Origin of the sequence: Modestobacter versicolor (assembly GCF_014195485.1) — a bacterium.
Classification (GTDB): Bacteria; Actinomycetota; Actinomycetes; order Mycobacteriales; family Geodermatophilaceae; genus Modestobacter; species Modestobacter versicolor.
Genome location: NZ_JACIBU010000001.1, coordinates 2,152,698 through 2,175,956 on the forward strand (window position 1 = coordinate 2,152,698; position 23,259 = coordinate 2,175,956).

Consider the following 23,259-nt stretch of genomic DNA (forward strand, 5'->3'; position numbering starts at 1 on the left):
GGACCTGCCTCGTTCCCGTGGGGAGGGGCAGTGCGGTCTGAGTGGAGCGCCGTCCTGGCCGCCCCCGCGCTGCTGGAGGCGCTGCCGGACACCGTCGTGGTCGCCGACCGCGAGGGTCGCGTCGCGTACGTGAACCCCGCGGTCACGACCCTGCTGGGCCACCGACCGGCGGACCTGCTCGGTCGGCCGCTGACGGTGCTGATGCCGGAGCGTCTCCAGCGCGGCCACGGGGCCGGTTTCGCCCGGTACCGGGAGACCGGTCGCGGCGAGCTGGTCGGGGCCACCACGCGGGTGCCGGCCCAGCACGCCGACGGGCACGAGGTGCCGATCGACCTGACGCTGGCCCGGCTGGCCCCGGACGGCCAGGACGCGGACGGCGCCCTGGTCGTGGCCGTCCTGCGCGACGCCAGCGCGACGATCCTGCTCGAGCGGCAGTTCCAGGTGAGCCGCTACCTGGCCGCCATCCAGCGGGTCACCGCGGCGCTGACCGAGGCGCCCGACGCCGACGCCGCCTTCCAGCAGCTGCTGCCGACGCTGTGCACCGAGCTCGACTGGGACGCAGCGACGATCTGGCAGCCCGACGAGCTCGCGGGCCGTCTCCGGTACGCCGGGGTCTGGACCGCACCCGGGGCCGAGGTGCAGGCGCTGCACGCCGAGGCGCTGCTGCTCTCGTTCCGCCGCGGCGAGGGGCTCCCCGGGACGACGTGGCAGCGGCGCGAGCCGGTCGTCTTCGAGGACCTGTGGTCCGAACCGCGCTTCCTGCGCCGGGCGAGCGCACGGGCCGACGGCGTGCGCACCGGCCTGGCCTTCCCGGTGCTCCACGGGGACGCCCTGCTCGGCGTCTGCGAGCTGTTCTCCCGGGCACTGCGACCCGTGCCCGAGGAGCTGCTCGACGTGCTGGCGACGGCCGGCCGGCAGATCGGGCAGTTCCTGAGCCGCCTGCGTGCGGAGTCGCAGGTCCGCTCGCTCGCCGACACCCTGCAGCGCAGCCTGCTGCCACCCACCCTCCCGGCGGTGCCGGGCGTGCAGCTGGCGGCCCGTTACGTGCCCGGCGGCCAGGGGCTGCTGGTCGGCGGCGACACCTACGACGTGCTGCCGCTGCCTGACGGCCGGTGGCTGGTCCTCATCGCCGACGTCTGCGGCAAGGGCGCCGAGGCGGCGGGCACGGCGGCCCTCGCGCGGCACACGGCCCGGGCCGCCGCGACCACCGGGTCGGGCCCGGCCGACGTGCTCGGGGCGGTGAACTCGGCGCTGATCCGGGAGGCCGTCCGGGGCCCGCTCCGGTTCGTCACGGCCTGCTGCCTGCTGCTCCGCCCGCACGAGGGAGGCGTCTCCGCTCGGCTGAGCATCGCCGGCCACCCCCGCCCGGTGCTGCGTTCGGCCAGCGGGCCGTGCACCGAGGTCGGCACCCCGGGACGCCCGCTCGGGGTGGCCGCCGAGACGCAGTACGCCGAGAGCGACCTCGAGCTGCCCGCTGGCAGCACCCTCGTGCTCTACACCGACGGCGTGACCGAGGCCCGGGATGCCGACGGCGCGCAGTTCGACGAGGCCGGCCTGCTCGCCGTGCTGGCGGGCGGTCCGGGGCACTCGGCGGAGGAGACGGTGGAGGCGGTGCAGGCCGCCGTCGACCGGCACCGGCAGCGCTCCCCCCACGAGCGGGACGACCTTGCCGTGCTCGCCCTCCGGTGCTGACCCCTCGCCTCTCGCTGCTCGACCGGGCGCGCACCCGCTCCGGCGAGCCCGACCCCGACGCCCTGGCCGGCACCGTCGAGCGCGCGGTCGCCGCCGAGCGGCTGGGCTACGCGCGCTTCTGGGTGGCCGAGCACCACGGCGTGCCCGGCATCGCCGGGTCCGCGCCCGCGGTGCTGCTGGCCGCGGTCGCCGGCCGGACGACGACCGTCCGGCTCGGCTCGGCCGGCGTGATGCTCCCGCACCACCAGCCGCTGGTGGTCGCCGAGCAGTTCGCGACGGTGTCGGCGTTCGCCCCGGGCCGGGTCGATCTCGGGCTGGGCCGCTCCCCCGGCTTCACCCCGCCGGTGCGCCGGGCCCTCCGGGAGACCGAGCGGGACTTCGCCGCCGACCTGGCCGAGCTGCGCGCCTACCTCACCGGGACGGCGGAGGTCACCCTGCACCCGCAGCCCGCCGGCCCGGTGCCGATGCACGTGCTGGCCACCGGCTCGGGGCTGGCGGTCGCCGCGGAGCTGGGCCTCCCGGTCATCGTCGGCGGCCCGCTGCTCGGCGTGGCCGGCGACCCCGAGCCCGGGCTGGCCGCGCTGGCCGGCTACCGGCGGGCGTTCCGGCCCTCCGCGCAGCAGCCCGAGCCCCGGGTGTCGGTCAGCCTGGACGTCCTGGTGGCCGACACCGCCGCCGAGGCCGCCGAGCTGCTGCTGCCCGAGGCGTGGGCGATGGCCCGGGCGCGCACCGAGGGCGCCTTCCCCGCGCTGGAGCCGGTCGCCGCCGTCCGGGCGCGCTCGATGACGGCGCGGCAGGAGCAGTACGTGGAGCAGACGCTCGCCGCGGCGATCGCCGGGACGCCGGCGCAGGTGGAGAGCCGGCTGGCCGAGCTGCTCGACCGCACCGGGGCAGCCGAGCTGGTCGCCTCCAGCAGCACCTTCGACCGCGCGGCGCTGGCCGCCTCCGACGCCTCGCTCGCCGAGCTGTTCGATCAGCCCACCGTCGGCAGGGCACCGGCGATGGCGTCGCCGTCCCGGCCGTAGACCACCGGCACCTCGCCGAACCGCTCCAGCGCCGCCTCCGCGCGGGAGACGTCGCGCAGCAGCACCGCGCGCACGTGCTCCGGCCGCGCGCGGGCGAACTCCTCGTACAGCGCGGGGTCGTGCTCGGTGGTGTCGCCGACCAGCGTCCAGCGCACGCCGGGCAGGTCCTCGGTCAGCCGCCGCAGCGCGGCCCGCTTGTGCGCCTGCCCGTCGCGGAACCACCGGGTCGGCGTCGGGCCCCAGTCGGTGAGCAGCAGGGCCCCCGGCGGGTAGCCGCTGGACTCCAGGAACCGGCCGAGCGGCCCGGCCAGGTTCCACGGCCCGTTGCTCAGGTAGACGACCGGCACGTGCGGCGCCCCCGAGGTGAGCTCGCGCAGCAGCCCGACCATGCCGGGCACCGCCTGCCGCCGGGTCATCGGCTGCACGAACGTGCGCCAGGCCGCGCGCAGCGGGGTGGCGATCCCGGTGACCAGCACGGTGTCGTCGATGTCGCAGACCACCCCGCGGGCGGCGTCCGGCGAGGCGAGGTGGACGGTGCCGGTGGCCGACCGCTCCCCCGCCGCCAGCCGCACCGGGAGCGCCCCGGCGTCGGGCAGGTCGACCTCGAGCGTGGCGTCGACCAGGCCGTCGTCGTCGCTGCGGACGACGGTGCGCTGCCCGGCGACCTCGACCACCACCTCCGCGCCCGGGCTCTCCAGGGTCAGGAAGCGCTGCCAGCCGGGCACCGCGGCCCGCCGCTCCTCCGGGTGCGCACCGGGCGGGGCGAGCAGCACCCGGCCGAGCACCCGCACCCGCCCGCCGCTGCCGTAGCCGGGATGGGCGAGCACCGCCGGTGTCCACCCCGCGCGGCGGGCCAGCCGGGAGGCGAGGTCGCGGAGGGCGCCGTCCGCGCGGCGGGCCAGGGCGGGGAACGTGGGCACCCGGGCAGCCTGCCACCGGCCGGACACGCGTGCCGATGTGGTTCCGCTCGGGGGCGGCCTGTGCCACGGTCGCCGCTCGGAGCACGTCCGCCCACCCGCCAACCTGGAGGCCCCGGTGCCGGCCGTCGAGATGCACGCGGTGAGCAAGAGCTACCGGCGGCGGGGCAAGCCACCGCAGAAGGCGCTCGACGACCTGCACCTGCTCGTGGAGTCCGGTGGCGTGCACGGCTTCCTCGGCCCCAACGGATCGGGCAAGACGACGACGATCCGGGTGCTGCTCGGCCTGGTGCGCGCCGACTCCGGCGACGTCCGGCTGCTCGACCGCCCCGTGCCGGCCGGCCTGCCGCAGGTGGTCGGGAGCGTCGGCGCCCTGGTGGAGACGCCGCTCTTCTTCCCGGGCTTCTCCGGCCGGCGCAACCTCCGGCTGCTCGCCGAGACCGCGGGGCTGCCCGGCACCCGGGTCGAGGAGGCGCTGGAGGTCGTCGACCTGCGGGAGCGGGCCGACGACCGGTTCAAGGGCTACTCGCTCGGCATGAAGCAGCGGCTGGGCATCGCCGCCGCGCTGCTGAAGCACCCCCGGCTGCTGGTGCTCGACGAGCCGAGCAACGGCCTGGACCCCGCCGGCATCAAGGACGTCCGCGAGCTGATCCGCCGGCTCGGCGCCGACGGCTCGACCACCGTGCTGCTCAGCTCCCACCTGCTGGCCGAGATCGAGCAGGTCGCCGACCACGTCTCGATCATGGCGCGGGGGCGCTGCATCGCCTCCGGGCCGGTCCGCGAGGTGCTGGCCGGGCGCTCCTCCGGCGACGTCCGGGTGCGGGTGCCCGACCGCGCCGCGGCCGCCGCGGTGCTCACCGCGGCCGGCTTCCGGGTCAGCTCGACCGACGACGGCCTGCTGGTCGCCGCCGGTGGCGCCCCGGGCCGGGTGACCCGGGTGCTCGCCGAGCACGGCCACTACCTGGAGGAGCTGACGCCGGTGGCGGCGGACCTGGAGAGCGCGTTCCTGGCCCTGACGGCGGACCCGGCATGAGCGCCGCGCTGGCCCCCACCGTCCCGGCGGGGCGGTTCACCGGCCTGCTCCGGGCCGAGGCGCACCGCTTCCTGGCCCGGCGGTTCCTCCGGGTGCTGCTGCTGCTCACCCTGCTCGGCTGGGCTGGCGCCCTGGTGATCGGGCTGCTGGCCTTCCAGTCCCCCACGCCGGAGGCGCTGGCCGCCGCGCAGGCCCAGCAGCAGGAGTCGATCGAGAGCAGCAACGCCTACCGGCAGCAGTGCGTGGCCGACCCCGGCCGGCCCAGCGACGTCCCCGTCGACGAGTACTGCGGCGAGCCGGCCGACGAGCAGAACACCCCGGTGTCGATCTTCCTGCAGCCGGCGCCGTACTCGTTCGTCTCCGACACCGACGACGGCGTGGTCTCGGTCGCGGCGGTCGGGGCGGCGCTGGCCTTCCTGGTGGGCGCCACGTTCGTGGGCGCGGAGTGGTCGACCCGGTCGATGGTCGCCCTGCTGTTCTGGGAGACCCGCCGCCCCCGCGTCATGGCCGCCAAGCTGGTGGTCACCGCGGTCGCCTCGGCGCTCGTGGGGCTGCTCCTGCAGGTGCTGTGGCTGGGCATGGCCGGGCTCCTGCAGGCGGTCGCCGGCGACGGCCTCGCCCCGCCCGGGGGCTTCTGGTCCGAGCTCGTGGCCGGCCAGGGCCGCGGGGTGCTGCTGACCGTGTTCGCCGGGCTGCTCGGGTTCGGGCTGACCAACCTGCTGCGCAACACCGGCGCCGCGACCGGCGTCGCCTTCGTCTACGTGGTGATCGTCGAGACCGCCGTGCGGGGGCTCCGGCCTGCCTGGCAGCCCTGGCTGCTCACCAACAACGCGGCCGCCCTGGTGCTCCCCGACGGGCTGGAGCTGAGCTGGACCGACGAGCGGGTGCCGCCGGGGGGCTCGCCCACCGGCGTGGTCGAGTACCTGCTGGGCCACGGGCAGGCGGCGGTGTACCTGACCGTGGTCACCGCCGCGGTCGTCGGGCTCGGGGTGCTGCTGTTCAGCCGGCGCGACCTGCACTGACCGCCGCCGCCTCTGTGCGCTGATCGCGGTGACCCCGGCCGGGACACCGCGATCGGCGCACACCGGCGGACGCGCGGCGCCCGGTGGTTACCGTGGGCGGCGTGGCCCGGGTCGTCGTCGTCGGCGCCGGCCTCGGTGGGCTGGCGGCCGCTGCCCGGCTGGCCGCCGCCGGGCACGCGGTCACCGTGCTCGAGCAGGCCCCGCAGGTCGGCGGCAAGCTCGGCTGGTACGCCCGCGACGGCCACGGCTTCGACACCGGCCCGAGCCTGGTGACCCTGCCGCAGGTCTTCGAGGACCTCTTCGCCGCGACCGGCGACCCGCTGCACGCGGTGCTGGACCTGCAGCGGCTGGACCCGGCGGTCGCCTACCGGTTCGCCGACGGGACGACGACGGCGCTGCCGGGCCGGCTCGACGCCATCCCGGCCACGCTGGACGACGACCTGGGCGCCGGCACCGGTGCGCAGTGGTCGGCGCTGCTCGGCCGGGCCGAGGCGATGTGGCGGGCCACCGAGCAGCCGTTCCTCCGCTCGCCGCTGGCCGGGGTGGCCACCCTCGCCCGGCTGGCCCGGCAGACCGCCGACCTGCGCACGATCGCCCCGGGCCGGACGCTGCGCGGGCTGGGCAGCCAGTACCTGACCGACCCGCGGCTGCGGGTGCTGCTGGACCGCTACGCCACCTACTCCGGCTCCGACCCGCGCCGCGCGCCCGCCGCCCTGCTGACCGTGCCGTGGGTCGAGCAGGCGTTCGGCTCCTGGTACGTGCGCGGCGGGCTGCGCCGGCTGCCCGAGGCGGTGGCCGACCGGGCAGCCGAGCGCGGCGCGGTGCTCCGGTGCGGCACCGCGGTGACCGAGGTGCTGGTGGAGGGCGGCCGGGCGACCGGCGTGCGGCTGGCCGACGGCGAGACCGTGCGCGCCGACGTCGTGGTCTGCAACGCCGACGCCGCGGCGCTCTACGGCCGGCTGCTCCCCCGGCACGCGCCGGTGCGCCGGGTGCGTGCCGCCCTGCGCCGGGTCACGCCGTCGTCGTCCGGGCTGGTGCTGCTGCTGGCGCTGACCGGCCGCACGCCGGGCCTGGCCCACCACACGGTGCTCTTCCCCGCCGACTACGACGCCGAGTTCGACGCGCTGTTCGGGCGGCGGGGGCCGAAGCGGCCGGTGGCCGACCCCACCGTCTACGTCAGCGCCCCCGACGACCCGGCGACCCGGCCGGACGCGGGCAGCGAGTCCTGGTTCGTGCTGGTCAACGCGCCCCGGCACGAGCCGGACGGCGGGGTCGACTGGACCGCCCCCGGGCTGGCCGACGCCACCGCCGACCGGGTGCTCGCGACGCTGGCCGAGCGCGGGCTGGACGTGCGCGACCGGGTGCGCTGGCGGGTGGTGCGCACCCCCGCCGACCTGGAGCGGGAGACCGCGAGCCCGGGCGGCTCCATCTACGGCACCTCGAGCAACGGCGCCCGCGCGGCCTTCCTCCGCCCGGCGAACGCCTCGCCGCTCCCGGGGCTGTTCCTGGTCGGCGGCTCGGCGCACCCCGGCGGCGGGCTGCCCCTGGTCACCCTCTCGGCCGAGATCGTCGCCGGGCTCGTCGGCCCCGCCTGACGCCGACCGCCGGCGCTCGTTAGGGTCGCCGTTACCTACCGACCACTAGGTAGGCAGCGCACCGAGGGGGAACCGTGAGCAGCACGCCGTTCGACGACGCCGTCACCGCCGTCCGGGGTGGTGCCGACGTGCACCAGGAGGCCCGGCGGCTCTACGACCAGCTCACCCCCGAGGAACGGCTGGGCCTGCTGGACGGCGACACCCCGTTCTGGGAGGGCTTCCTGGCGATGCTCACCGGCGGCTACAACACCGAGCCGATCCCGCACGGCGCCGTCGAGCGGCTGGGCATCCCGGGGACCCGGTTCGTCGACGGCCCGCGCGGCTGCGTCTCCGGGAACGGCACGGCCTTCCCGGTGTCGATGGCCCGCGGCGCCACCTGGGACCCCGAGCTCGAGGAGCGGGTCGGCGAGGTCATCGGCCGCGAGGTGCGCGCGCAGGGCGGCAACTTCTTCGGCGGCGTCTGCATCAACCTGCTGCGCCACCCGGCCTGGGGCCGCGCGCAGGAGACCTACGGCGACGACCCGCACCACCTCGGCGAGATGGGCGCCGCCCTGGTGCGCGGCACCCAGCGGTACGTGATGGCCTGCGCCAAGCACTACGCGCTCAACTCGATGGAGAACGCCCGCTTCCGGGTCGACGTGGCCATCGACGAGGGCGCCCTGCACGACGTCTACCTGCCGCACTTCAAGCGCACCGTCGACGAGGGCGTGGCCGCTGTCATGTCGGCCTACAACTCGGTCAACGGCGAGTGGGCCGGGCAGAACCGGTACCTGCTCACCGAGGTGCTGCGCGACCAGTGGGGCTGGGACGGCATCACGGTCAGCGACTTCATCTGGGGCCTGCGCGACGGCGGTGCCGCCCTGGAGGCCGGACTGGACCTCGAGGAGCCCTTCCGCCAGCAGCGCGCCCGGTTCCTGGCCGGTCAGCTGGAGGACGGCACCGCCTCCTGGGCGTCGGTCGAGCGCTCCGGCCTGCGCATGATCGCCGTGCAGCTGCGCTCCTACGCCGCCCGCGCGCAGGGCCCGTTCGGGCCCGAGCTGATGGCCGACGACGAGGCGCGCGCCCTGGCGCGCACGGTGGCCGCCCGGGCGATGGTGCTGCTGTCCAACGACCCGGTCGACGGCGCGCCGGTGCTGCCGCTGGACCCCGCTGCGGTCACCTCGATCGCCGTCATCGGCCGGCTGGCGACGGCGGGCAACATGGGCGACCACGGCTCCTCCGACGTCCGGGCGCCGAGCAGCAGCACCCCGCTCGACGGGATCACCGCCGCGTTCCCCGGTGCCCGCGTCGTGCTGGTCACCGACGACGACCCCGCGGCGGCGGCCGAGGCGGCCGGGCAGGCCGACGTGGCGGTCGTGGTGGCCGGCTTCACCGCCGAGGACGAGGGCGAGTACGTCGGCGCGGACACCATGGAGGACCCGGCGCTGCTGGCCCTCTACCCGCCCCGGCCGGACGGCGTCCGCGCCACCGGCACCGACGTGGTGATGACCGCCGGCGAGGGCTTCGGCGGCGACCGCGCGTCGCTGCGGCTGCGGCCGGTCGACGAGGAGGTCATCCGGGCGACCGCGGCGGCCAACCCGCGCACCGTCGTCGCGGTGGTCGCCTCGGGCCCGGTCCTCACCGAGGCGTGGCGGCACGAGGTGCCCGCCGTCCTGCTGATGTGGTACGCCGGGATGGAGGGCGGCGCCGCGCTCGCCGACGTGCTCACCGGTGCCGCGGAGCCCGCCGGCCGGCTGCCGTTCTCCGTGCCGACCAGCGAGGAGCACCTGCCCGCCTTCGACCGCGACGCCACCGCGATCACCTACGACCGCTGGCACGGTCAGCGGCTGCTCGACCGGCTCGGCGTCGAGGCGGCGTACCCGCACGGCTTCGGGCTGTCCTACACGTCGTTCACCACCGGCGACGCGGCCTGGACCGGCGCGGGCGTGACCGCGACGGTGACCAACACCGGCGACCGGGACGGCCGGCACGTGGTGCAGGTCTACGGCCGGGCCGGCCAGGAGCAGGTGCTGGTCGGGTTCGCCCCGGTGGCCGTGCCCGCCGGCGCCGCGGTCGAGGTGACCGTGCCGGTCAGCCTGCTCGCACTCGCCCGCTGGGACGCTGACCGGCGGGAGCGGGTGCTGCCCGACGTCGCCGCCGTGGAGCTGGAGGTCGGCGCGCACGCCCACGACCCGCAGGCCGCCGTCCTGCGGCTCGGGTGACCGCGCTCCCCGGGGCGCGCACCCCCCGCCCCCGCGGACCGGGCAGCCGCCGCACCCCTGAGGAGCGGCGCCGGCAGATCCTCGACGAGGCCACCCGCATCGTCGGCCAGCGCGGCTTCTACGGGTTCAGCGTGCAGGCCGTGGCCGACGCCTGCGGGCTCACCGTCGCCGGGCTGCTGCACCACGTCGGCTCCAAGGACGGGCTGCTGGTCGCCCTGCTCCAGGACCGCGACCGGCGCGACGCCGCGGCGGTCGCCGGGGAGCTGGGCGCCGGGCTGGACGACCTCGACGGCTCCTCGGTCGAGGCGATGGTGGCGGTGCTGCACGCGGTGGTCGCCCGCAACACCACCCAGCCGGAGATCGTCCGGCTGTACTCGATGCTGCGCACCGAGTCGCTCTACGCCGGCCACCCGGCGCACGAGTACTTCCGCGAGCGCGACGCCCGGGTGCTGCAGACCTTCACCCGGCTCTGCACCGGCCACGTCGAGCACCCGGCGTCGACCGCGCGCCAGCTGCTCGCCGTCATGGGCGGTCTGGAGGAGCAGTGGCTGCGCGCGCCGGACGACGTCGACCTCGTGGCCGAGTGGGACCGGGCGGTGCAGCGGCTCCTCCCCCGACCGTGAGCCCCGGGCCACCCCGGCGGTCGAGCAGCCGGAGGAGCCACCAGCCGTAGGCCACCAGCAGCACGACGACCAGCACCTGGACGACGTCGGGCAGCGCGCCCGGGCTGTTGATGCTGGAGAAGTTCACCAGCGCGTGCAGCCCGGCCAGCGGCCAGATCGTGCCGACGTGCCAGCGCACCGCGGCCAGGCAGAAGCCGAACGCCGCGGTGTTCACCACCTGGAACGCGACGTCGTCGAGCGGGCGGCCGAACCACAGACCGCTGAGCAGGTGGCCGAGACCGAAGAGCACGCCGACGCCGACCGCGGCCCGGCCGGGTCCGACCGGGCTGAGCAGCCGCTGGACCAGGCCGCGGCTGAGCGACTCCTCGGCGACCCCGACGGCCAGCATGGTCACCGCCGCGCCGGCCAGCGCCGTCCGCGAGCCGGTGAGCCCGTCGACCAGGTGCAGCAGCCCCTCGGCCAGCAGCGGGAGCAGCAGCCACCAGGAGCGGTCGGGCCACCGCCAGGCGAGGGCCGCCTCGCGCCACCACCCCAGCCCGCCGATGACCGCCAGCGTCAGCGCCGCCAGCACGACGTTCACCACCGCGGCGCCCAGGTCGGGGAACCAGCCGGGGGCCAGCGGGGGCAGCAGGTCCTCGACGGCGAACAGCACCAGGTGCCAGAGCAGCGTGACGGCCACGGCGAGGGTCAGCGGGCGGCGTCCGGCCATCTCCAGCAGGCGGCTGCGCACGGCCGGGAGCATCTCGCGACGCGGACGCCGACGTCCAGACCGTCGGTGGGGCGCTGCACCATCACCGCATGCCGGTCTTCCCCGAGTCCACGCCCGACGAGGCCACCCAGCTGCTCCGCTTCCTCGACGTCCAGCGGCAGGGCCTGCGGGCCGCCGTGTCCGGGCTCACCGAGGAGCAGGCACGGAGTACGCCGACGGCCAGCAGCATGTCGCTGGCCGCGCTGCTCAAGCACGTGACCGCGGTGGAGCGCCGCTGGGTCGTCGCTGCGATCGCCGACCGGCCGGAGGGCCTCTGGCCGGTCGAGGACTGGGACGCGGAGTGGCAGCTGCAGCCCGGTGACACCGTCGAGGAGCTGCTGGCCGGCTTCGCGGCGGCGGCCGAGGAGACCGCGGAGGTGGTCGCGGGCGTCCCCGACCTCGGCGCCCCGTGCCGGCAGCCGGACAGCGCGGAGTTCTCCGTCCGCTGGGTGCTGCTGCACCTGGTCGAGGAGCACGCCCGGCATGCCGGCCACGCCGACGTGATCCGCGAGCAGATCGACGGCCGGACAGCCGACCAGCTCGGCGGTTGAAGGACCCGCCGAGCCGCAGAAGGACCCCCCTGCCCCCCACCACTCGCGAGCTCGGGGCGGGACCCGGGAGGGGGCCACGAGAGACCGGTCCGGCGACCCTGGTCGCCGGACCGGTCTGCGGTGACGTCGTTCAGGCGTCGCGGCGGCGGAAGGTGACGTAGGCGGCACCCAGCACGACGACCGTCTCGGCGGTGAAGACCGCGAAGCCGGTCCACGGGGTGAACCCGCTGCCCTCGAACGGGACGATCTGCGCCACCGTCCCGCCGGCGTTGCCCGGCATCAGCTTGGCCACCCACTCGCCCCAGGTGCCGGGCAGCGCGTAGGCCAGGTTGCCGAGGACCAGGACCAGGGCCATCCCGATGGTGATCGCCGCGGCGGTGTGCCGGATGAGCAGCCCCAGCCCGAGGGCGAAGAGCCCGAGGCCGGCCAGGTACAGCCCGTTGCCGAGCAGCGCCCGCAGGACGCCGTCGTCCGACAGCGCCACCCCGACGCCCTCGTTCTCGAGGAACAGGTTGCCGCCCAGGTAGCCGGCGACCGCGGTGACGACGCCGGCCACGAACAGCACCCCGCCGAGCACGACCGCCTTGTCCAGCAGCACGCTGCCGCGGCGGGGCACGGCCGCCAGCGTCGCCCGGATCATCCCGGTGCCGTACTCGCTGGTGACCACCAGCGTGCCGAGCGCGAGCGCGGTCAGCTGGGAGAACAGCAGCCCCCAGGTCAGGAAGGAGGCGGGTGACTCGCCGGTCTCGCCCGTGGCGATGTCGCCGACGGCGGCCCAGCAGATCAGCGTGGTCAGGCCGGCGCCGAGCAGGAACAGCAGCCCGAGCGACCAGCGGGTGGAGCGGACGGTCCAGAACTTGATCCACTCGGCGTGCAGCGTGGCGCCGAAGCGGGGGTGCTCGCGGACGCGGGGCACGTTCCGGTTCGGGTCGAGGACGACGGTGTCGATCATCGGGCTGCCTGCGCTTCCTGGGCGACCGGGTGCGCGGAGTACTCCACGCTGTCGGCGGTGAGGGTCATGAAGGCGTCCTCGAGCGAGGACCGGACGAGGCTGAGCTCGTGCAGGTGGAGCCCGGCGCCGCCGAGCAGGTCGCCGATGCCGGCGCTGTCGAGCCCCTGCACCCGCAGCTCGCTGCCCTGCCGGTCGACGTCCAGACCGCGGCTGCGCAGCAGCGCCTCCACCTCGGCGGTGCGCGGGGCGCGGACCCGGACGTAGGAGGCCGCGTGGTCGGCGATGAACTGGGCCATCGAGCAGTCGGCGAGCATCCGGCCGCGGCCGACCACGATCAGGTGGTCCGCGGTCAGCGCCATCTCCGACATCAGGTGGCTGGAGACGAGCACCGTGCGGCCCTGCGAGGCCAGCTCGCGGGCCAGCGTGCGCACCCAGCGGATGCCCTCGGGGTCCAGCCCGTTGACCGGCTCGTCCAGGACGACGACCGGCGGGTCGCCGAGCAGCGCGACGGCGATGCCCAGCCGCTGCCCCATGCCCAGGGAGAACCGGCCGACCCGCTGGTCGGCGACGTCGGTGAGCCCGACCAGGTCGAGCACCTCGTCGACCCGGCGGACCGGGATGCCGTTGCTGGCCGCCAGCCAGCGCAGGTGGTTGCGGGCACTGCGCCCCGGGTGCAGCGCCCGGGCCTCGAGCAGCGCGCCGACGGTGCGCAGCGGTGCCGCGGAGTCGGCGTAGCTGCGGCCGTTGATCGTGACCGTGCCGGCGGTGGGCCGGTCCAGGCCGACCATCATCCGCATCGTCGTCGACTTGCCGGCGCCGTTCGGGCCGAGGAAGCCGGTGACCCGGCCGGGCTCGACGGTGAAGCTCAGGCCGTCGACGGCGACCTTCGGGCCGTAGGTCTTGGTGAGCCCGCGGGCGACGATCATCGCGTCCACCGGGCCTGCTGGGGAGGTGTGGTGTCCATGCCGAGGAGCCTGTCGACGACGGTTGCCCGGCACATCGGGGAGCGCCCTGAACCCGACCCTGAGCGGTCTCTGGGGGCATCCCCTCAGCGACCCCTGAGCGGTCCCCGAGGGACGCACGGAACGGCCGTCGATGTCGGTGGGCCGTGGCACGATCGCGCAGGTGACCAGCAGACCCGTCGAGGAGCAGCGGCTGCGCGACCTCGTCCGGCTGCGCCGCGTCCGCGACCGGATCGACCGGGAGTACGCCCAGCCGCTGGACGTCGAGGCGCTGGCCCGCGGTGCGCACATGTCGGCCGGGCACCTGAGCCGGGAGTTCCGGGCGGCCTTCGGCGAGTCGCCGTACTCCTACCTGATGACCCGGCGGATCGAGCGGGCGATGGCGCTGCTGCGCCGGGGCGACCTCAGCGTCACCGAGGTCTGCTTCGCGGTCGGCTGCCAGTCGCTGGGCACCTTCAGCACCCGCTTCACCGAGCTGGTCGGGATGCCGCCGAGCGTCTACCGCCGCGAGCAGGGCCGGGCGACGGCGGGGATGCCCTCGTGCGTCGCGAAGCAGGTCACCCGACCGGTCAGGAATCGAGAAGCGCCGGCCCCCGCGCCGTCCCTAGCGTGATCGCCATGGACATCACCATCCACTCCAGCTTCCTCCCGCACACCGACCCCGAGGCCTCCCTGGCGTTCTACCGCGACACCCTCGGCTTCGAGGTCCGCCTCGACGTCGGCTACGAGGGGATGCGCTGGATCACCGTCGGCCCGCCCGCCCAGCCGGACACGGCCATCGTGCTGCACCCGCCGACCGCCAGCCCCGGCCTCACCGAGGAGGAGCAGCGCACCATCCTCGAGCTGATGGCCAAGGGCAGCTTCTTCGGCGTCAACCTGGCCACCCGCGACCTCGACGCCACCTTCGGCAAGCTGCAGGCCGGCGACGCCGAGGTCGTCCAGGAGCCCACCGAGCAGCCCTACGGCGTCCGCGACTGCGCCTTCCGCGACCCGGCGGGCAACATGATCCGGCTGCAGGAGCTGCGCTGACCCGCTGACCCGTCGGTGACCACCCGGTGACCGGACCCACCACCCGCCCCCGGAGGACAGAGACCCGATGAGCACGGCCACGCGGACCGACACCCCGGCAGCCGAGCGGCACGCCGCCGACAGCCACGACCTGATCCGCGTGCTCGGCGCGCGCGAGAACAACCTCAAGGACGTCAGCGTCGAGATCCCCAAGCGGCGGCTGACCGTGTTCACCGGGGTCTCCGGGTCGGGCAAGAGCTCGCTGGTCTTCGACACGATCGCCGCCGAGTCGCAGCGGATGATCAACGAGACCTACAGCGCGTTCGTGCAGGGCTTCATGCCGACGCTGGCCCGGCCCGACGTCGACCTGCTCGAGGGCCTGACGACGGCGATCCTGGTCGACCAGGAGCGGATGGGCGCCAACCCGCGGTCCACCGTGGGCACGGCCACCGACGCGAACGCGATGCTGCGCATCCTGTTCAGCCGGCTCGGCACGCCGCACATCGGCCCGCCGACGGCGTTCTCCTTCAACGTCCCGACGCGCAAGGCGAGCGGGGTGATGAGCACCGAGAAGGCCGGCGGCCGGGTCGACAAGGCCGTGGTGCGCGACGTCGTCTACATGGGCGGCATGTGCCCGCGCTGCGAGGGCATGGGCGCGGTCTCCGACTTCGACCTCACCGCGCTGTACGACGAGGAGAAGTCGCTGGCCGAAGGGGCGCTGAGCGTCCCGGGCTACAGCATGGACGGCTGGTACGGCCGGATCTTCAGCGGCGCCGGCTTCGACATGGACAAGCCGATCAAGGCCTACAGCAAGAAGGAGCTGGACGACCTCCTCTACAAGGAACCGACGAAGATCAAGGTGGAGGGCATCAACCTCACCTACGAGGGCGTCATCCCCAAGATCCAGAAGTCGATGCTCTCCAAGGACGTCGACGCGATGCAGCCGCACATCCGCGCCTTCGTGGAGCGGGTGATCACCTTCCAGACCTGCCCGGAGTGCGCGGGCACCCGGCTCACCGCCGAGGCGCGGTCGTCGCGGATCGGGGGGCAGAACATCGCCGACCTCTGCGCCATGCAGATCAGCGACCTCGCCGGCTGGGTCCGCACGATCGACGAGCCGTCGGTGGCCCCGCTGCTCACCGGGCTGCGGCACCTGCTCGACTCGTTCACCAGCATCGGGCTGGGCTACCTCTCGCTCGACCGGCCGGCCGGCACGCTGTCCGGTGGCGAGGCCCAGCGCACGAAGATGATCCGGCACCTGGGGTCCTCGCTCACCGACGTCACCTACGTCTTCGACGAGCCGACCATCGGCCTGCACCCGCACGACATCGAGCGGATGAACGACCTGCTCCTGCAGCTGCGGGACAAGGGCAACACCGTGCTCGTCGTGGAGCACAAGCCGGAGACGATCGCCATCGCCGACCACGTGGTCGACCTCGGCCCCGGCGCGGGCACCGGCGGCGGCGAGGTCGTCTACCAGGGCACCGTCGAGGGCCTGCGGGCCAGCGGCACGCTCACCGGGCGCCACCTCGACCACCGGGTGTCGCTCAAGCCCTCGGTGCGCACCTCCACCGGCGCCTTCGAGGTGCGCGGCGCCGACACCCACAACCTGCGCTCCGTCGACGTCGACATCCCGCTCGGCGTGCTGGTCGTCCTCACCGGGGTGGCCGGGTCGGGGAAGAGCTCGCTGGTGCACGGCTCGGTCGCGTCCCGGGAGGGCGTGGTGGTGGTCGACCAGGGCGCGATCCGCGGCTCGCGGCGGAGCAACCCGGCGACCTACACCGGTCTGCTGGACCCGATCCGCAAGGCGTTCGCCAAGGCCAACGGCGTGAAGCCGGCGCTGTTCAGCTCCAACTCCGAGGGCGCCTGCCCCACCTGCAACGGCGCCGGCGTCATCTACACCGAGCTCGGCGTCATGGCCACCGTCGAGTCACCCTGCGAGGAGTGCGGCGGCAAGCGGTTCCAGGCCTCGGTGCTGGAGTACACGCTGGGCGGCCGCGACATCGCCGAGGTGCTCGCGATGCCGGTCACCGAGGCCGAGGACTTCTTCGGCAGCGGGGAGGCGAAGACGCCCGCCGCGCACGCCGTCCTGGCCCGGCTCGCCGACGTCGGCCTCGGCTACCTGGCCATCGGGCAGCCGCTCACCACGCTGTCCGGCGGCGAGCGGCAGCGGCTGAAGCTGGCCACCCGGATGGCGGACAAGGGCGGGGTCTACGTGCTCGACGAGCCGACCACCGGCCTGCACCTGGCCGACGTGGAGAACCTGCTCGGCCTGCTCGACCGGCTCGTCGAGTCCGGCAAGTCGGTCATCGTGATCGAGCACCACCAGGCCGTCATGGCGCACGCCGACTGGATCATCGACCTGGGCCCTGGTGCCGGCCACGACGGCGGCCGGATCGTCTTCGAGGGCACGCCGGCCGACCTCGTCGCCGCGCGCTCCACGCTGACCGGTCAGCACCTCGCGGACTACGTCGGCGCCTGACCGCGCCCCGGGGACCCCGGCACCTGGTGCCGGGGTCCCCGTCCGCGGGGTCGCACGGTCAGCCGCGCGCGGCACCCAGCCCGAGCACGGCGGCCAGCCCGAGGGCGCTGCGCGGGGCGTAGGGCGTGCGCCAGAGACCGCCGTGGGCAGCCGCGTACGCCTCGTCCTGCCACGGGTGCGGGTGCGCCGGCCCGCCGCCGGTGTGCAGGTCGTGCACCAGCAGCGCGGCCATCAGCACGTTCGACGTCGCCGGCTCGAACACCTCGACGCCGAACCGGTGCGCGCCGGCGTAGGCCGCGGCCAGCGCGCGGTTCTTCACCACCGAGCGGGTGCGGGTGGGCGGCGCGACGTTCATCGAGACCGTCGTGCCGGCGGCCCGGGCGACCGCCGCCCGCCAGCGCTGCAGCCGCTTGGCCAGGGCGTAGTTCGGGCCCTGCTGCGGCACCAGGCTGTCGTTGATCCCCGGGTCGGAGCCGGGCACGTACGCCCGGCGCAGCAGCCGCCCGCCGGAGAGGGTGCGCAGCGGGCGGCCGAGCAGCTTGGCCGCGGCCGAGCGCTGGGCGTAGGCGGCCACCGAGAAGTCGACGGCCTCGCCCGGGACGACGAACACGTCGGTCGGGGTGGCCAGGAAGCCCAGCGCCAGCTCCGGGCGCGCCGCGGCGACCCGGAGGGTGAGCGCGTCGACCGCGACCGAGACCCGCACGTTGGTGGCGCCGTCGGCGTAGACGTAGTTGCCGAGGGTCAGGGCGCCCGGCAGCCCGGTCAGCCAGTCGGCGACCTCGGGCACCTCGGCGACCAGGTCTGCGCCCTCCTGCTCGTCGGCGGCCACCGGGACCAGCAGCGTGCCCGCGCCGCGGCGGGCGGTGTCGCGCACCCGCTGCCACAGCGCCGGCCGCGGCAGGTCGACGGCGGCGACCCGGGCGCCCCAGCGCAGCAGCGCGGTCAGCGGCCCCATCTCCGCGCCGGCACCGAGCACGGCGACCGTGCGGTCGGGCAGGGCCAGCCACTCGGGGTGGTCGGCGACGGTGCGCACCGCGTCGGCGCAGCTCGGCTCGACCACCCCGGCGTCGACCCAGGCGACCAGCCGGCGGTGCAGCGCGTCACCGCGCAGCCGCTGCCCCCGGTAGGGCACCGACAGCTCCCGCTCGGGTTCGGCCTCGCCGGCGAGCTCGACGGTGCGCAGCGCCCGGGCGGCGGGGCGGGTGCGGAGGACGTCCAGGGGCGCGTCGGCGTCCGGCCCGGCCACCCGCATGCGGGAGTGCAGCGAGTCCAGCCCGGCTCCGGCGACCTGCAGCGCCGCCTCGCGGGAGGCCAGGCCGGCCTCGACCGTGCGGCGCACGTGCGCCAGGTACCCGGTGCGCCAGTTGGTCTCCTGCTCGGCGGCGAGAGCGCCGGGCCGGTCGACCGGCCGCAGCGCATCGGCGACCACCGCCCGCCCGACCGCCGCGGTGCTGCGCCGCCCGTCCGGACCCGCCGGGAAGACGACGCCGCGCTGCTCGTTCTCGCCCTGGTCACTCACCCGGTCGATCCTGCCCGACCGGGGTGGCGCAGGCGGCTGAGGTCCCCCGCACCCTCAGCCGCCGGAACGGTCGGTTACTCGCTGCCGAGCTTGCCGTCGGCCAGGTCGCGGCCCTTGTCGATCTGGGCGTCGTGGTCGCCGCCGGTCTTCTTGTCGGCCAGCTGCTCGCCCTTGTCGAGCACCTTGTCGCTGGTCTGCTCGTTGCCCATGGCGTCCTTGGCCTTGTCCATCAGTCCCACGTCGTTCCCCCTCGGTACGGCCGCTCCGGGCTGGCGCGGCACCTCCCCCTCCCTGCCCAGGACGCGCCGCACCGAACCGGTCAGTCTCGGATGACCGGTCCCGGCAGCTCGACCGGCGCCCCGGCCTCGAGCCAGCGCAGCAGCGTGCGGGCGGCGAACCCGGTGCCGCCCTTGACCAGGTCGGCGTCGTCGCTGCCGGCCCGGGCGGGGCCGGCGATGTCCAGGTGCGCCCACGGCAGGCCGCCGGTGAACGGCTGCAGGAACAGCGCGGCGGTGGTCGACCCGGGGTTGCCCGGCGCGTTGTTGGCGTCGGCGACGGGCGAGTCGAGCTGGGCGCGCAGGTGCCCGACGTGCGCGTCGGTCAGCGGCATCCGCCAGAACGGCTCGCCGGCGTGCCCGGCGGCGGTGAGCAGCGCGTCGGCCAGCCCGTCGGCGCTGGCGTACAGGCCCGCGGTGCGCGCCCCGAGCGCGGTCTTCATCGCACCGGTGAGGGTGGCGACGTCGACCAGCGCGGTGGCCCCCAGCTCGCGGCGGGCGTGGGCGAGGCCGTCGGCCAGCACCAGCCGGCCCTCGGCGTCGGTGTTGCGCACCTCGGTGGTGCGCCCGCCGACGTGCCGGACGACGTCGCCGGGCCGGTAGCTCGTGCCGGAGGGCGAGTTCTCCGCGGCCGCGACGAGGGCGGTCACCGCGACCGGCAGCTGCAGCCGCGCGGCGGCGTCCACGGCGGCGAGCACGGCGGCCCCACCGGCCATGTCGGTCTTCATCTCGCGCATGCCGGCGTTGGTCTTGATCGAGATGCCGCCGGTGTCGAAGGTGATGCCCTTCCCGACGAGCACGGGGTGCGCCGGGCCCGCGGACGGCGGCCGGTAGCTCGCCACGACGACGCGCGGGGGCGAGGCGGACCCGCCGCCCACGGCCAGCACGCCGCCGAAGCCACCGGCGGCCAGCTCGGCCGGGCCGAGCACGGTGACCGTGACGCCGGCCAGGCCGCGGAGCCGGTCGACGACCTGGGCGGCCAGCCAGCCGGGGTCCTTGGTGTCGCTGGGGGTGTTGACCAGGTCGCGGGCCCAGGCCACCGACGCTGCGGTCAGCCGGCCGGCCCGGGCGGCGGCGACCACGGCGGGGTCTCCGGCGTCGGCGGCCACCACGGTGACCTCCGCGAGGCGGACCGGGTGCGGCGTCGAGGTCTGCCGGAAGCGGTAGCCGGCCAGCAGCGCGGTCTCCACGGCGGCGCGCACCTCGTCGGCGCCGGCCGGGGCCACCCCGGTGTCCAGCGGTAGCACCAGCCGGCGCGCCCCGTGCTCGGCCAGCGTCTGGGCGCGGCGGACCGCGACGGCGACGTAGGAGCGCAGGTCGGGCAGCGTCGCGTCCCCGACGCCGACGGCGACCACGCTGCGCGGCCGGCGCCCGGGCACCGGGACGTTGGTGATCCCACCGGGCTTGCCGCCGTTGCCGGTGTCGGCCAGCGCACCGGCGAGGAAGCCCGGGTCGACCGGCGGCTCCGCGGCGGCGGTCAGCCACTCCGGCAGGGCACCCTTCGCGCCGACCGGGACGGCGAGCACGTCGTCCTCCCCCAGGGCCGGCAGGGCGGCGACGACCTCGACCCGCGGGAACGGCGCGGCCCCGGTCGCCGGCGTGCTGCCGGCGGCCGGGGCCGAGTCGTCGATCGCGGGGCTGCCGGACGGCAGGCTCGCGCCGGTGGTCAGCTGGTCGCGCCCTTCAGGGCCTCGGAGAGGGCGGTCGCCTCGTCGGGGGACAGCTCGACGACCAGCCGGCCGCCACCCTCCAGCGGGACGCGCATGACCAGGCCGCGGCCCTCCTTGGTGACCTCGAGGGGACCTTCACCCGTGCGCGGCTTCATGGCCGCCATGCGTGCCTCCTTCACCGGCCACCCACGCACCTGTTGGCCGTGGTGTGGCGACTGTTCCTGCTTCAGCTCTGCACCCATGATCCCGTATCAACGGCGAACGACCAACCGGGACCCCTCAGTCCCGGTTCTCCGGCGCCTGCTCCGGGTGCGGCTCCGCGGCCCGGAAGCACGTGGCGACGTGGTCGTCGACCATCCCGGTGGCCTGCATCAGGGCGTAGGCGGTGGTCGGCCCGACGAAGGCGAAGCCCCGCCGTTTCAGCTCCTCGGCCATCGCGACGGACTCCGGGCTGGTGGCCGGGACCTCGGCGAGGGTCTGCGGCCGGGGGCGCGGCGCGGTCGGCGCGAACGACCACAGCAAGGCCGAGAGCCCCTCCGGCAGCTGCTGCGCCGCCCGGGCGTTGCGCACCGCCGCGGTGACCTTCGCGCGGTTGCGCACGATGCCGGCGTCGGCCATCAGCCGCTCCACGTCGTCCGGCGTGAACTCGGCGACCGCGTCGATCCGGAAGCCCGCGAAGGCGGCCCGGAACGCCGGGCGCTTGCGCAGGATCGTGATCCAGGACAGCCCGGACTGGAACGCCTCCAGGCAGACCCGCTCGAACAGCGCGTCGTCACCGGTGAGCGGCCGGCCCCACTCCTCGTCGTGGTACGCCACGTACTCCGGTGCACTCGTCGCCCAGCCACAGCGGTCCACGGCTGTCGAAGCTAGCGTCTCGACCCGTGCACATCCTGATCACCGGAGGGGCGGGCTTCATCGGCTCGCATGTCGTCGCCGCCGCCCGCGGGGCCGGGCACGAGGTGCGGGTGCTCGACGCCCTGCTCCCCGCCGTCCACCCCGGCTACCCCGACGGCGTGCCCGGCCTCGACGGCGTCGACCTGGTGGTCGGTGACGTCCGGGACGCGGGCACCGTCGACCGCGCCCTGGACGGCGTGGACGCGGTCTGCCACCAGGCGGCGATGGTCGGCCTGGGGGTCGACGTGCAGGACATGCCGGAGTACGCCGGGATCAACGACCTGGGGACGGCGGTGCTGCTGGCCGCGATGGCCCGGGCGGACGTCGGCCGGCTGGTGCTGGCCAGCTCGATGGTCGTGTACGGCGAGGGCCGCTACGAGTGCCCGGAGCACGGCGTCGTCCCGGCGGCCCCCCGCCGGCGGGCCGACCTGGACGACGGCCGGTTCGACCCGCCGTGCCCGGTGTGCGGGCGGCAGCTGAGCTGGGGCGAGGTGGGCGAGGACACCCCGGCCGACCCGCGCAACACCTACGCCGCCACGAAGCTGGCCCAGGAGCACCTGGCCGCGGCGTGGGCCCGGTCGACCGGCGGCGGCGCGATCGCGCTGAGGTACCACAACGTCTACGGGCCGCACATGCCGCGGGACACCCCCTACGCCGGGGTGGCGTCGATCTTCCGCAGCGCGCTGGAGTCCGGCCGGGCGCCCCGGGTGTTCGAGGACGGCGGGCAGCAGCGGGACTTCGTGCACGTCACCGACGTGGCGCAGGCGAACCTCGGGTCGCTGGAGGCCGCTCCCCCGGACTCGGCGCTGCGGGCCTACAACGTGGCGTCGGGGGTGCCGCACACGGTCGGGGACATGGCCGGTGCGCTGGCCGAGGCGTTCGGCGGTCCCGCGCCCGAGGTGACCGGTGAGTACCGGATCGGCGACGTGCGGCACGTCGTCGCCTCCCCCGCCCGGGCCGAGGCGGAGCTGGGCTTCCGGGCCCGGGTGACCTTTGCCGACGGGATGCGCGAGTTCGCCACCGCCCCGCTGCGCCCCGCCCCCTGACCCCTGCTCCCCGAAGATGGCCATCTCCGGGGTCCGCGGCGCCCCGGAGATGGCCATCTCCGGGGTCGAGGGCGGTCAGGGGACGGCGGCGTCCACGTCTGCCAGCTCGGAGGACGACGTGCGGGCCGGGCTGCGCCGGGTGGCGAGCACGCAGCCGACCAGCACCAGCGGCAGCCCGATGGCCAGCCCCAGGGTGAACGGCTCGTCGAGCAGCAGCACGCCGAGCAGGACGGCGACCGCCGGGTTCACGAACGTGATCACCAGCGCGCGCTGCGGACCGACCTCGCGGATGAGGGCGAAGAACAGCGCCATGGCGAGCGCGGTGCAGACCACGCCGAGCGCGGCGACCGAGAGCCAGGCGTCGGCGGGCGCCCCGGCCGCCTCGCCGAGCTGCGGCACGGCGAACGGCGCGTAGACCACGGCGGTGACGACCAGGGCGAAGGCGCTGGCGGTCACCCCGGGGACGTCGGGCAGCTTGCGGCTGATCACCATCGGCGCGGTGGCGTAGCCGATGACCACCAGCACGACGGCGCCGATCGCCGTCCACTGCCCGCCGCCGATGTCCAGGCCGAGCAGCACGGCGATCCCGACGACGCCGATGAGCATCCCGGTGACCCGCACCGGGGAGAGCCGGTCGTCCTCGCCCGCCAGCCGCGCGGTCAGCGCTGCGACGAACGGCACCCCGGCCACCAGCAGCCCGGTGAGCGAGGACGAGAGGTCCTGCTCGGCCCAGGAGAGCAGCAGCCACGGGCCGGTCATCTCCAGCACGGTGAACACCAGCAGCGCCCGCCAGTGCCGGCGCAGCGCCGGGCCGATCGAGCCGCGCGCCAGGGTCCAGGGCACCAGCAGCGCCGCACCGATGACGCAGCGCAGGAACACCACGACCACCGGGGAGAACTCGCCCACCGCGACCTTGATCAGCAGGTAGGGCACGCCCCAGATCAGCGACATCGCCACGAACAGGGCCCAGCCGCGGCGGCTCACCGCGGCCCTCCGGTCGTCGTCACCGGCACATCATGGCCGCCGGGTACGACACCCCGGCAC

At 75.7% G+C, this 23,259-nt stretch carries 22 protein-coding genes; 12 read left to right on the forward strand and 10 right to left on the reverse strand.

All coding sequences use genetic code 11. The annotated features are described in order from the left end of the window. The first annotated feature begins 30 nt into the window (after positions 1-30). Together FHX36_RS10525 and FHX36_RS10530 are read left to right on the forward strand one after the other, a co-directional pair. The gene (locus tag FHX36_RS10525; RefSeq protein WP_110553563.1) at positions 31-1,692 is read left to right on the forward strand and encodes a SpoIIE family protein phosphatase; all 1,662 of its coding nucleotides are present in this window, start codon (positions 31-33) and stop codon (positions 1,690-1,692) included. After that, positions 1,686-2,717 carry an MsnO8 family LLM class oxidoreductase gene (locus FHX36_RS10530; RefSeq protein ID WP_258372959.1) on the forward strand — a complete coding sequence of 344 codons (1,032 nt, stop codon included), beginning with the start codon at positions 1,686-1,688 and terminating at the stop codon, positions 2,715-2,717. The genes FHX36_RS10525 and FHX36_RS10530 overlap by 7 nt, the downstream gene beginning before the upstream one ends. Here FHX36_RS10530 and FHX36_RS10535 read toward each other — a convergent pair. Further along, positions 2,666-3,637 carry a phosphatase domain-containing protein gene (locus tag FHX36_RS10535; RefSeq protein ID WP_183513716.1) on the reverse strand — a complete coding sequence of 324 codons (972 nt, stop codon included), beginning with the start codon at positions 3,635-3,637 and terminating at the stop codon, positions 2,666-2,668. The genes FHX36_RS10530 and FHX36_RS10535 overlap by 52 nt on opposite strands. 115 nt (positions 3,638-3,752) lie before the next feature. On the opposite strand from FHX36_RS10535, the gene FHX36_RS10540 reads away from it, so the two are divergent. From FHX36_RS10540 to FHX36_RS10560, 5 genes are all read left to right on the forward strand, one after another. Beyond that, positions 3,753-4,667 carry an ABC transporter ATP-binding protein gene (locus FHX36_RS10540; RefSeq protein ID WP_110554364.1) on the forward strand — a complete coding sequence of 305 codons (915 nt, stop codon included), beginning with the start codon at positions 3,753-3,755 and terminating at the stop codon, positions 4,665-4,667. Further along, the gene (locus FHX36_RS10545; protein ID WP_110554363.1) at positions 4,664-5,689 is read left to right on the forward strand and encodes an ABC transporter permease subunit; all 1,026 of its coding nucleotides are present in this window, start codon (positions 4,664-4,666) and stop codon (positions 5,687-5,689) included. Before FHX36_RS10540 ends, FHX36_RS10545 begins: the two co-directional genes overlap by 4 nt. Positions 5,690-5,790: 101 nt before the next feature. After that, complete coding sequence (locus FHX36_RS10550; RefSeq protein ID WP_183513717.1) at positions 5,791-7,284, forward strand: phytoene desaturase family protein; 1,494 nt, start codon at positions 5,791-5,793, stop codon at positions 7,282-7,284. 74 nt (positions 7,285-7,358) lie between these two features. Then, positions 7,359-9,485: a glycoside hydrolase family 3 protein gene (locus FHX36_RS10555; RefSeq protein ID WP_110552645.1), complete on the forward strand. Its 2,127-nt coding sequence runs from the start codon at positions 7,359-7,361 to the stop codon at positions 9,483-9,485. Further along, the gene (locus FHX36_RS10560) at positions 9,482-10,108 is read left to right on the forward strand and encodes a TetR/AcrR family transcriptional regulator (RefSeq protein WP_110552646.1); all 627 of its coding nucleotides are present in this window, start codon (positions 9,482-9,484) and stop codon (positions 10,106-10,108) included. The genes FHX36_RS10555 and FHX36_RS10560 overlap by 4 nt, the downstream gene beginning before the upstream one ends. Here FHX36_RS10560 and FHX36_RS23920 read toward each other — a convergent pair. Next, entirely contained in the window at positions 10,008-10,838 is an 831-nt protein-coding gene (locus FHX36_RS23920) for a CPBP family intramembrane glutamic endopeptidase (RefSeq protein WP_146251621.1), read from the reverse strand. The two genes, FHX36_RS10560 and FHX36_RS23920, sit on opposite strands and share 101 nt — an antisense overlap. A 68-nt stretch (positions 10,839-10,906) precedes the next feature. Here FHX36_RS23920 and FHX36_RS10570 point away from each other — a divergent pair, with 68 nt between their 5' ends. Then, positions 10,907-11,407: a DinB family protein gene (locus FHX36_RS10570; RefSeq protein WP_110552648.1), complete on the forward strand. Its 501-nt coding sequence runs from the start codon at positions 10,907-10,909 to the stop codon at positions 11,405-11,407. A 130-nt stretch (positions 11,408-11,537) separates the two neighbouring features. On the opposite strand, the gene FHX36_RS10575 is transcribed toward FHX36_RS10570, so the two are convergent. Both FHX36_RS10575 and FHX36_RS10580 read right to left on the reverse strand, forming a co-directional pair. Next, positions 11,538-12,359 carry an ABC-2 transporter permease gene (locus FHX36_RS10575; RefSeq protein ID WP_110552649.1) on the reverse strand — a complete coding sequence of 274 codons (822 nt, stop codon included), beginning with the start codon at positions 12,357-12,359 and terminating at the stop codon, positions 11,538-11,540. Further along, a complete protein-coding gene (locus tag FHX36_RS10580) occupies positions 12,356-13,285 on the reverse strand; it encodes an ABC transporter ATP-binding protein (protein WP_110552652.1) in 930 nt (309 codons plus the stop codon). The genes FHX36_RS10575 and FHX36_RS10580 overlap by 4 nt, the downstream gene beginning before the upstream one ends. A gap of 199 nt (positions 13,286-13,484) precedes the next feature. On the opposite strand from FHX36_RS10580, the gene FHX36_RS10585 reads away from it, so the two are divergent. The 3 genes from FHX36_RS10585 to FHX36_RS10595 all read left to right on the forward strand — a co-directional run bounded on the left by FHX36_RS10585 (position 13,485) and on the right by FHX36_RS10595 (position 16,811). Beyond that, on the forward strand, positions 13,485-13,934 hold the full coding sequence (locus tag FHX36_RS10585; RefSeq protein ID WP_110552653.1) for a helix-turn-helix transcriptional regulator: 450 nt from the start codon (positions 13,485-13,487) through the stop codon (positions 13,932-13,934). A 5-nt stretch (positions 13,935-13,939) separates the two neighbouring features. Next, positions 13,940-14,350 (forward strand): VOC family protein, encoded by a 411-nt coding sequence (locus tag FHX36_RS10590; protein WP_181428802.1) that lies wholly within the window; start codon positions 13,940-13,942, stop codon positions 14,348-14,350. Positions 14,351-14,417: 67 nt separating this feature from the next. Next, positions 14,418-16,811, forward strand: coding sequence for an ATP-binding cassette domain-containing protein (locus tag FHX36_RS10595; protein ID WP_110552651.1), 2,394 nt, complete (start codon positions 14,418-14,420; stop codon positions 16,809-16,811). A gap of 58 nt (positions 16,812-16,869) precedes the next feature. Here FHX36_RS10595 and FHX36_RS10600 read toward each other — a convergent pair whose 3' ends face one another. From FHX36_RS10600 to FHX36_RS10620, 5 genes are all read right to left on the reverse strand, one after another. Next, positions 16,870-18,330 carry a hypothetical protein gene (locus FHX36_RS10600; RefSeq protein ID WP_183513718.1) on the reverse strand — a complete coding sequence of 487 codons (1,461 nt, stop codon included), beginning with the start codon at positions 18,328-18,330 and terminating at the stop codon, positions 16,870-16,872. A gap of 74 nt (positions 18,331-18,404) precedes the next feature. Continuing rightward, positions 18,405-18,560, reverse strand: coding sequence for an antitoxin (locus FHX36_RS10605; protein WP_221202850.1), 156 nt, complete (start codon positions 18,558-18,560; stop codon positions 18,405-18,407). A gap of 89 nt (positions 18,561-18,649) precedes the next feature. Next, positions 18,650-20,131 carry a leucyl aminopeptidase family protein gene (locus FHX36_RS10610; protein WP_343056592.1) on the reverse strand — a complete coding sequence of 494 codons (1,482 nt, stop codon included), beginning with the start codon at positions 20,129-20,131 and terminating at the stop codon, positions 18,650-18,652. Between the two features lie 140 nt (positions 20,132-20,271). Further along, positions 20,272-20,439 carry a DUF3117 domain-containing protein gene (locus FHX36_RS10615; RefSeq protein ID WP_081807929.1) on the reverse strand — a complete coding sequence of 56 codons (168 nt, stop codon included), beginning with the start codon at positions 20,437-20,439 and terminating at the stop codon, positions 20,272-20,274. Between the two features lie 115 nt (positions 20,440-20,554). Then, a complete protein-coding gene (locus FHX36_RS10620) occupies positions 20,555-21,130 on the reverse strand; it encodes a DNA-3-methyladenine glycosylase I (protein ID WP_110554098.1) in 576 nt (191 codons plus the stop codon). 26 nt (positions 21,131-21,156) lie between these two features. Here FHX36_RS10620 and FHX36_RS10625 point away from each other — a divergent pair, with 26 nt between their 5' ends. Continuing rightward, positions 21,157-22,215 (forward strand): NAD-dependent epimerase/dehydratase family protein, encoded by a 1,059-nt coding sequence (locus tag FHX36_RS10625; protein ID WP_110554097.1) that lies wholly within the window; start codon positions 21,157-21,159, stop codon positions 22,213-22,215. Between the two features lie 75 nt (positions 22,216-22,290). On the opposite strand, the gene FHX36_RS10630 is transcribed toward FHX36_RS10625, so the two are convergent. Then, the gene (locus FHX36_RS10630) at positions 22,291-23,199 is read right to left on the reverse strand and encodes a DMT family transporter (protein ID WP_110554096.1); all 909 of its coding nucleotides are present in this window, start codon (positions 23,197-23,199) and stop codon (positions 22,291-22,293) included. Between the last annotated feature and the right edge of the window lie 60 nt (positions 23,200-23,259).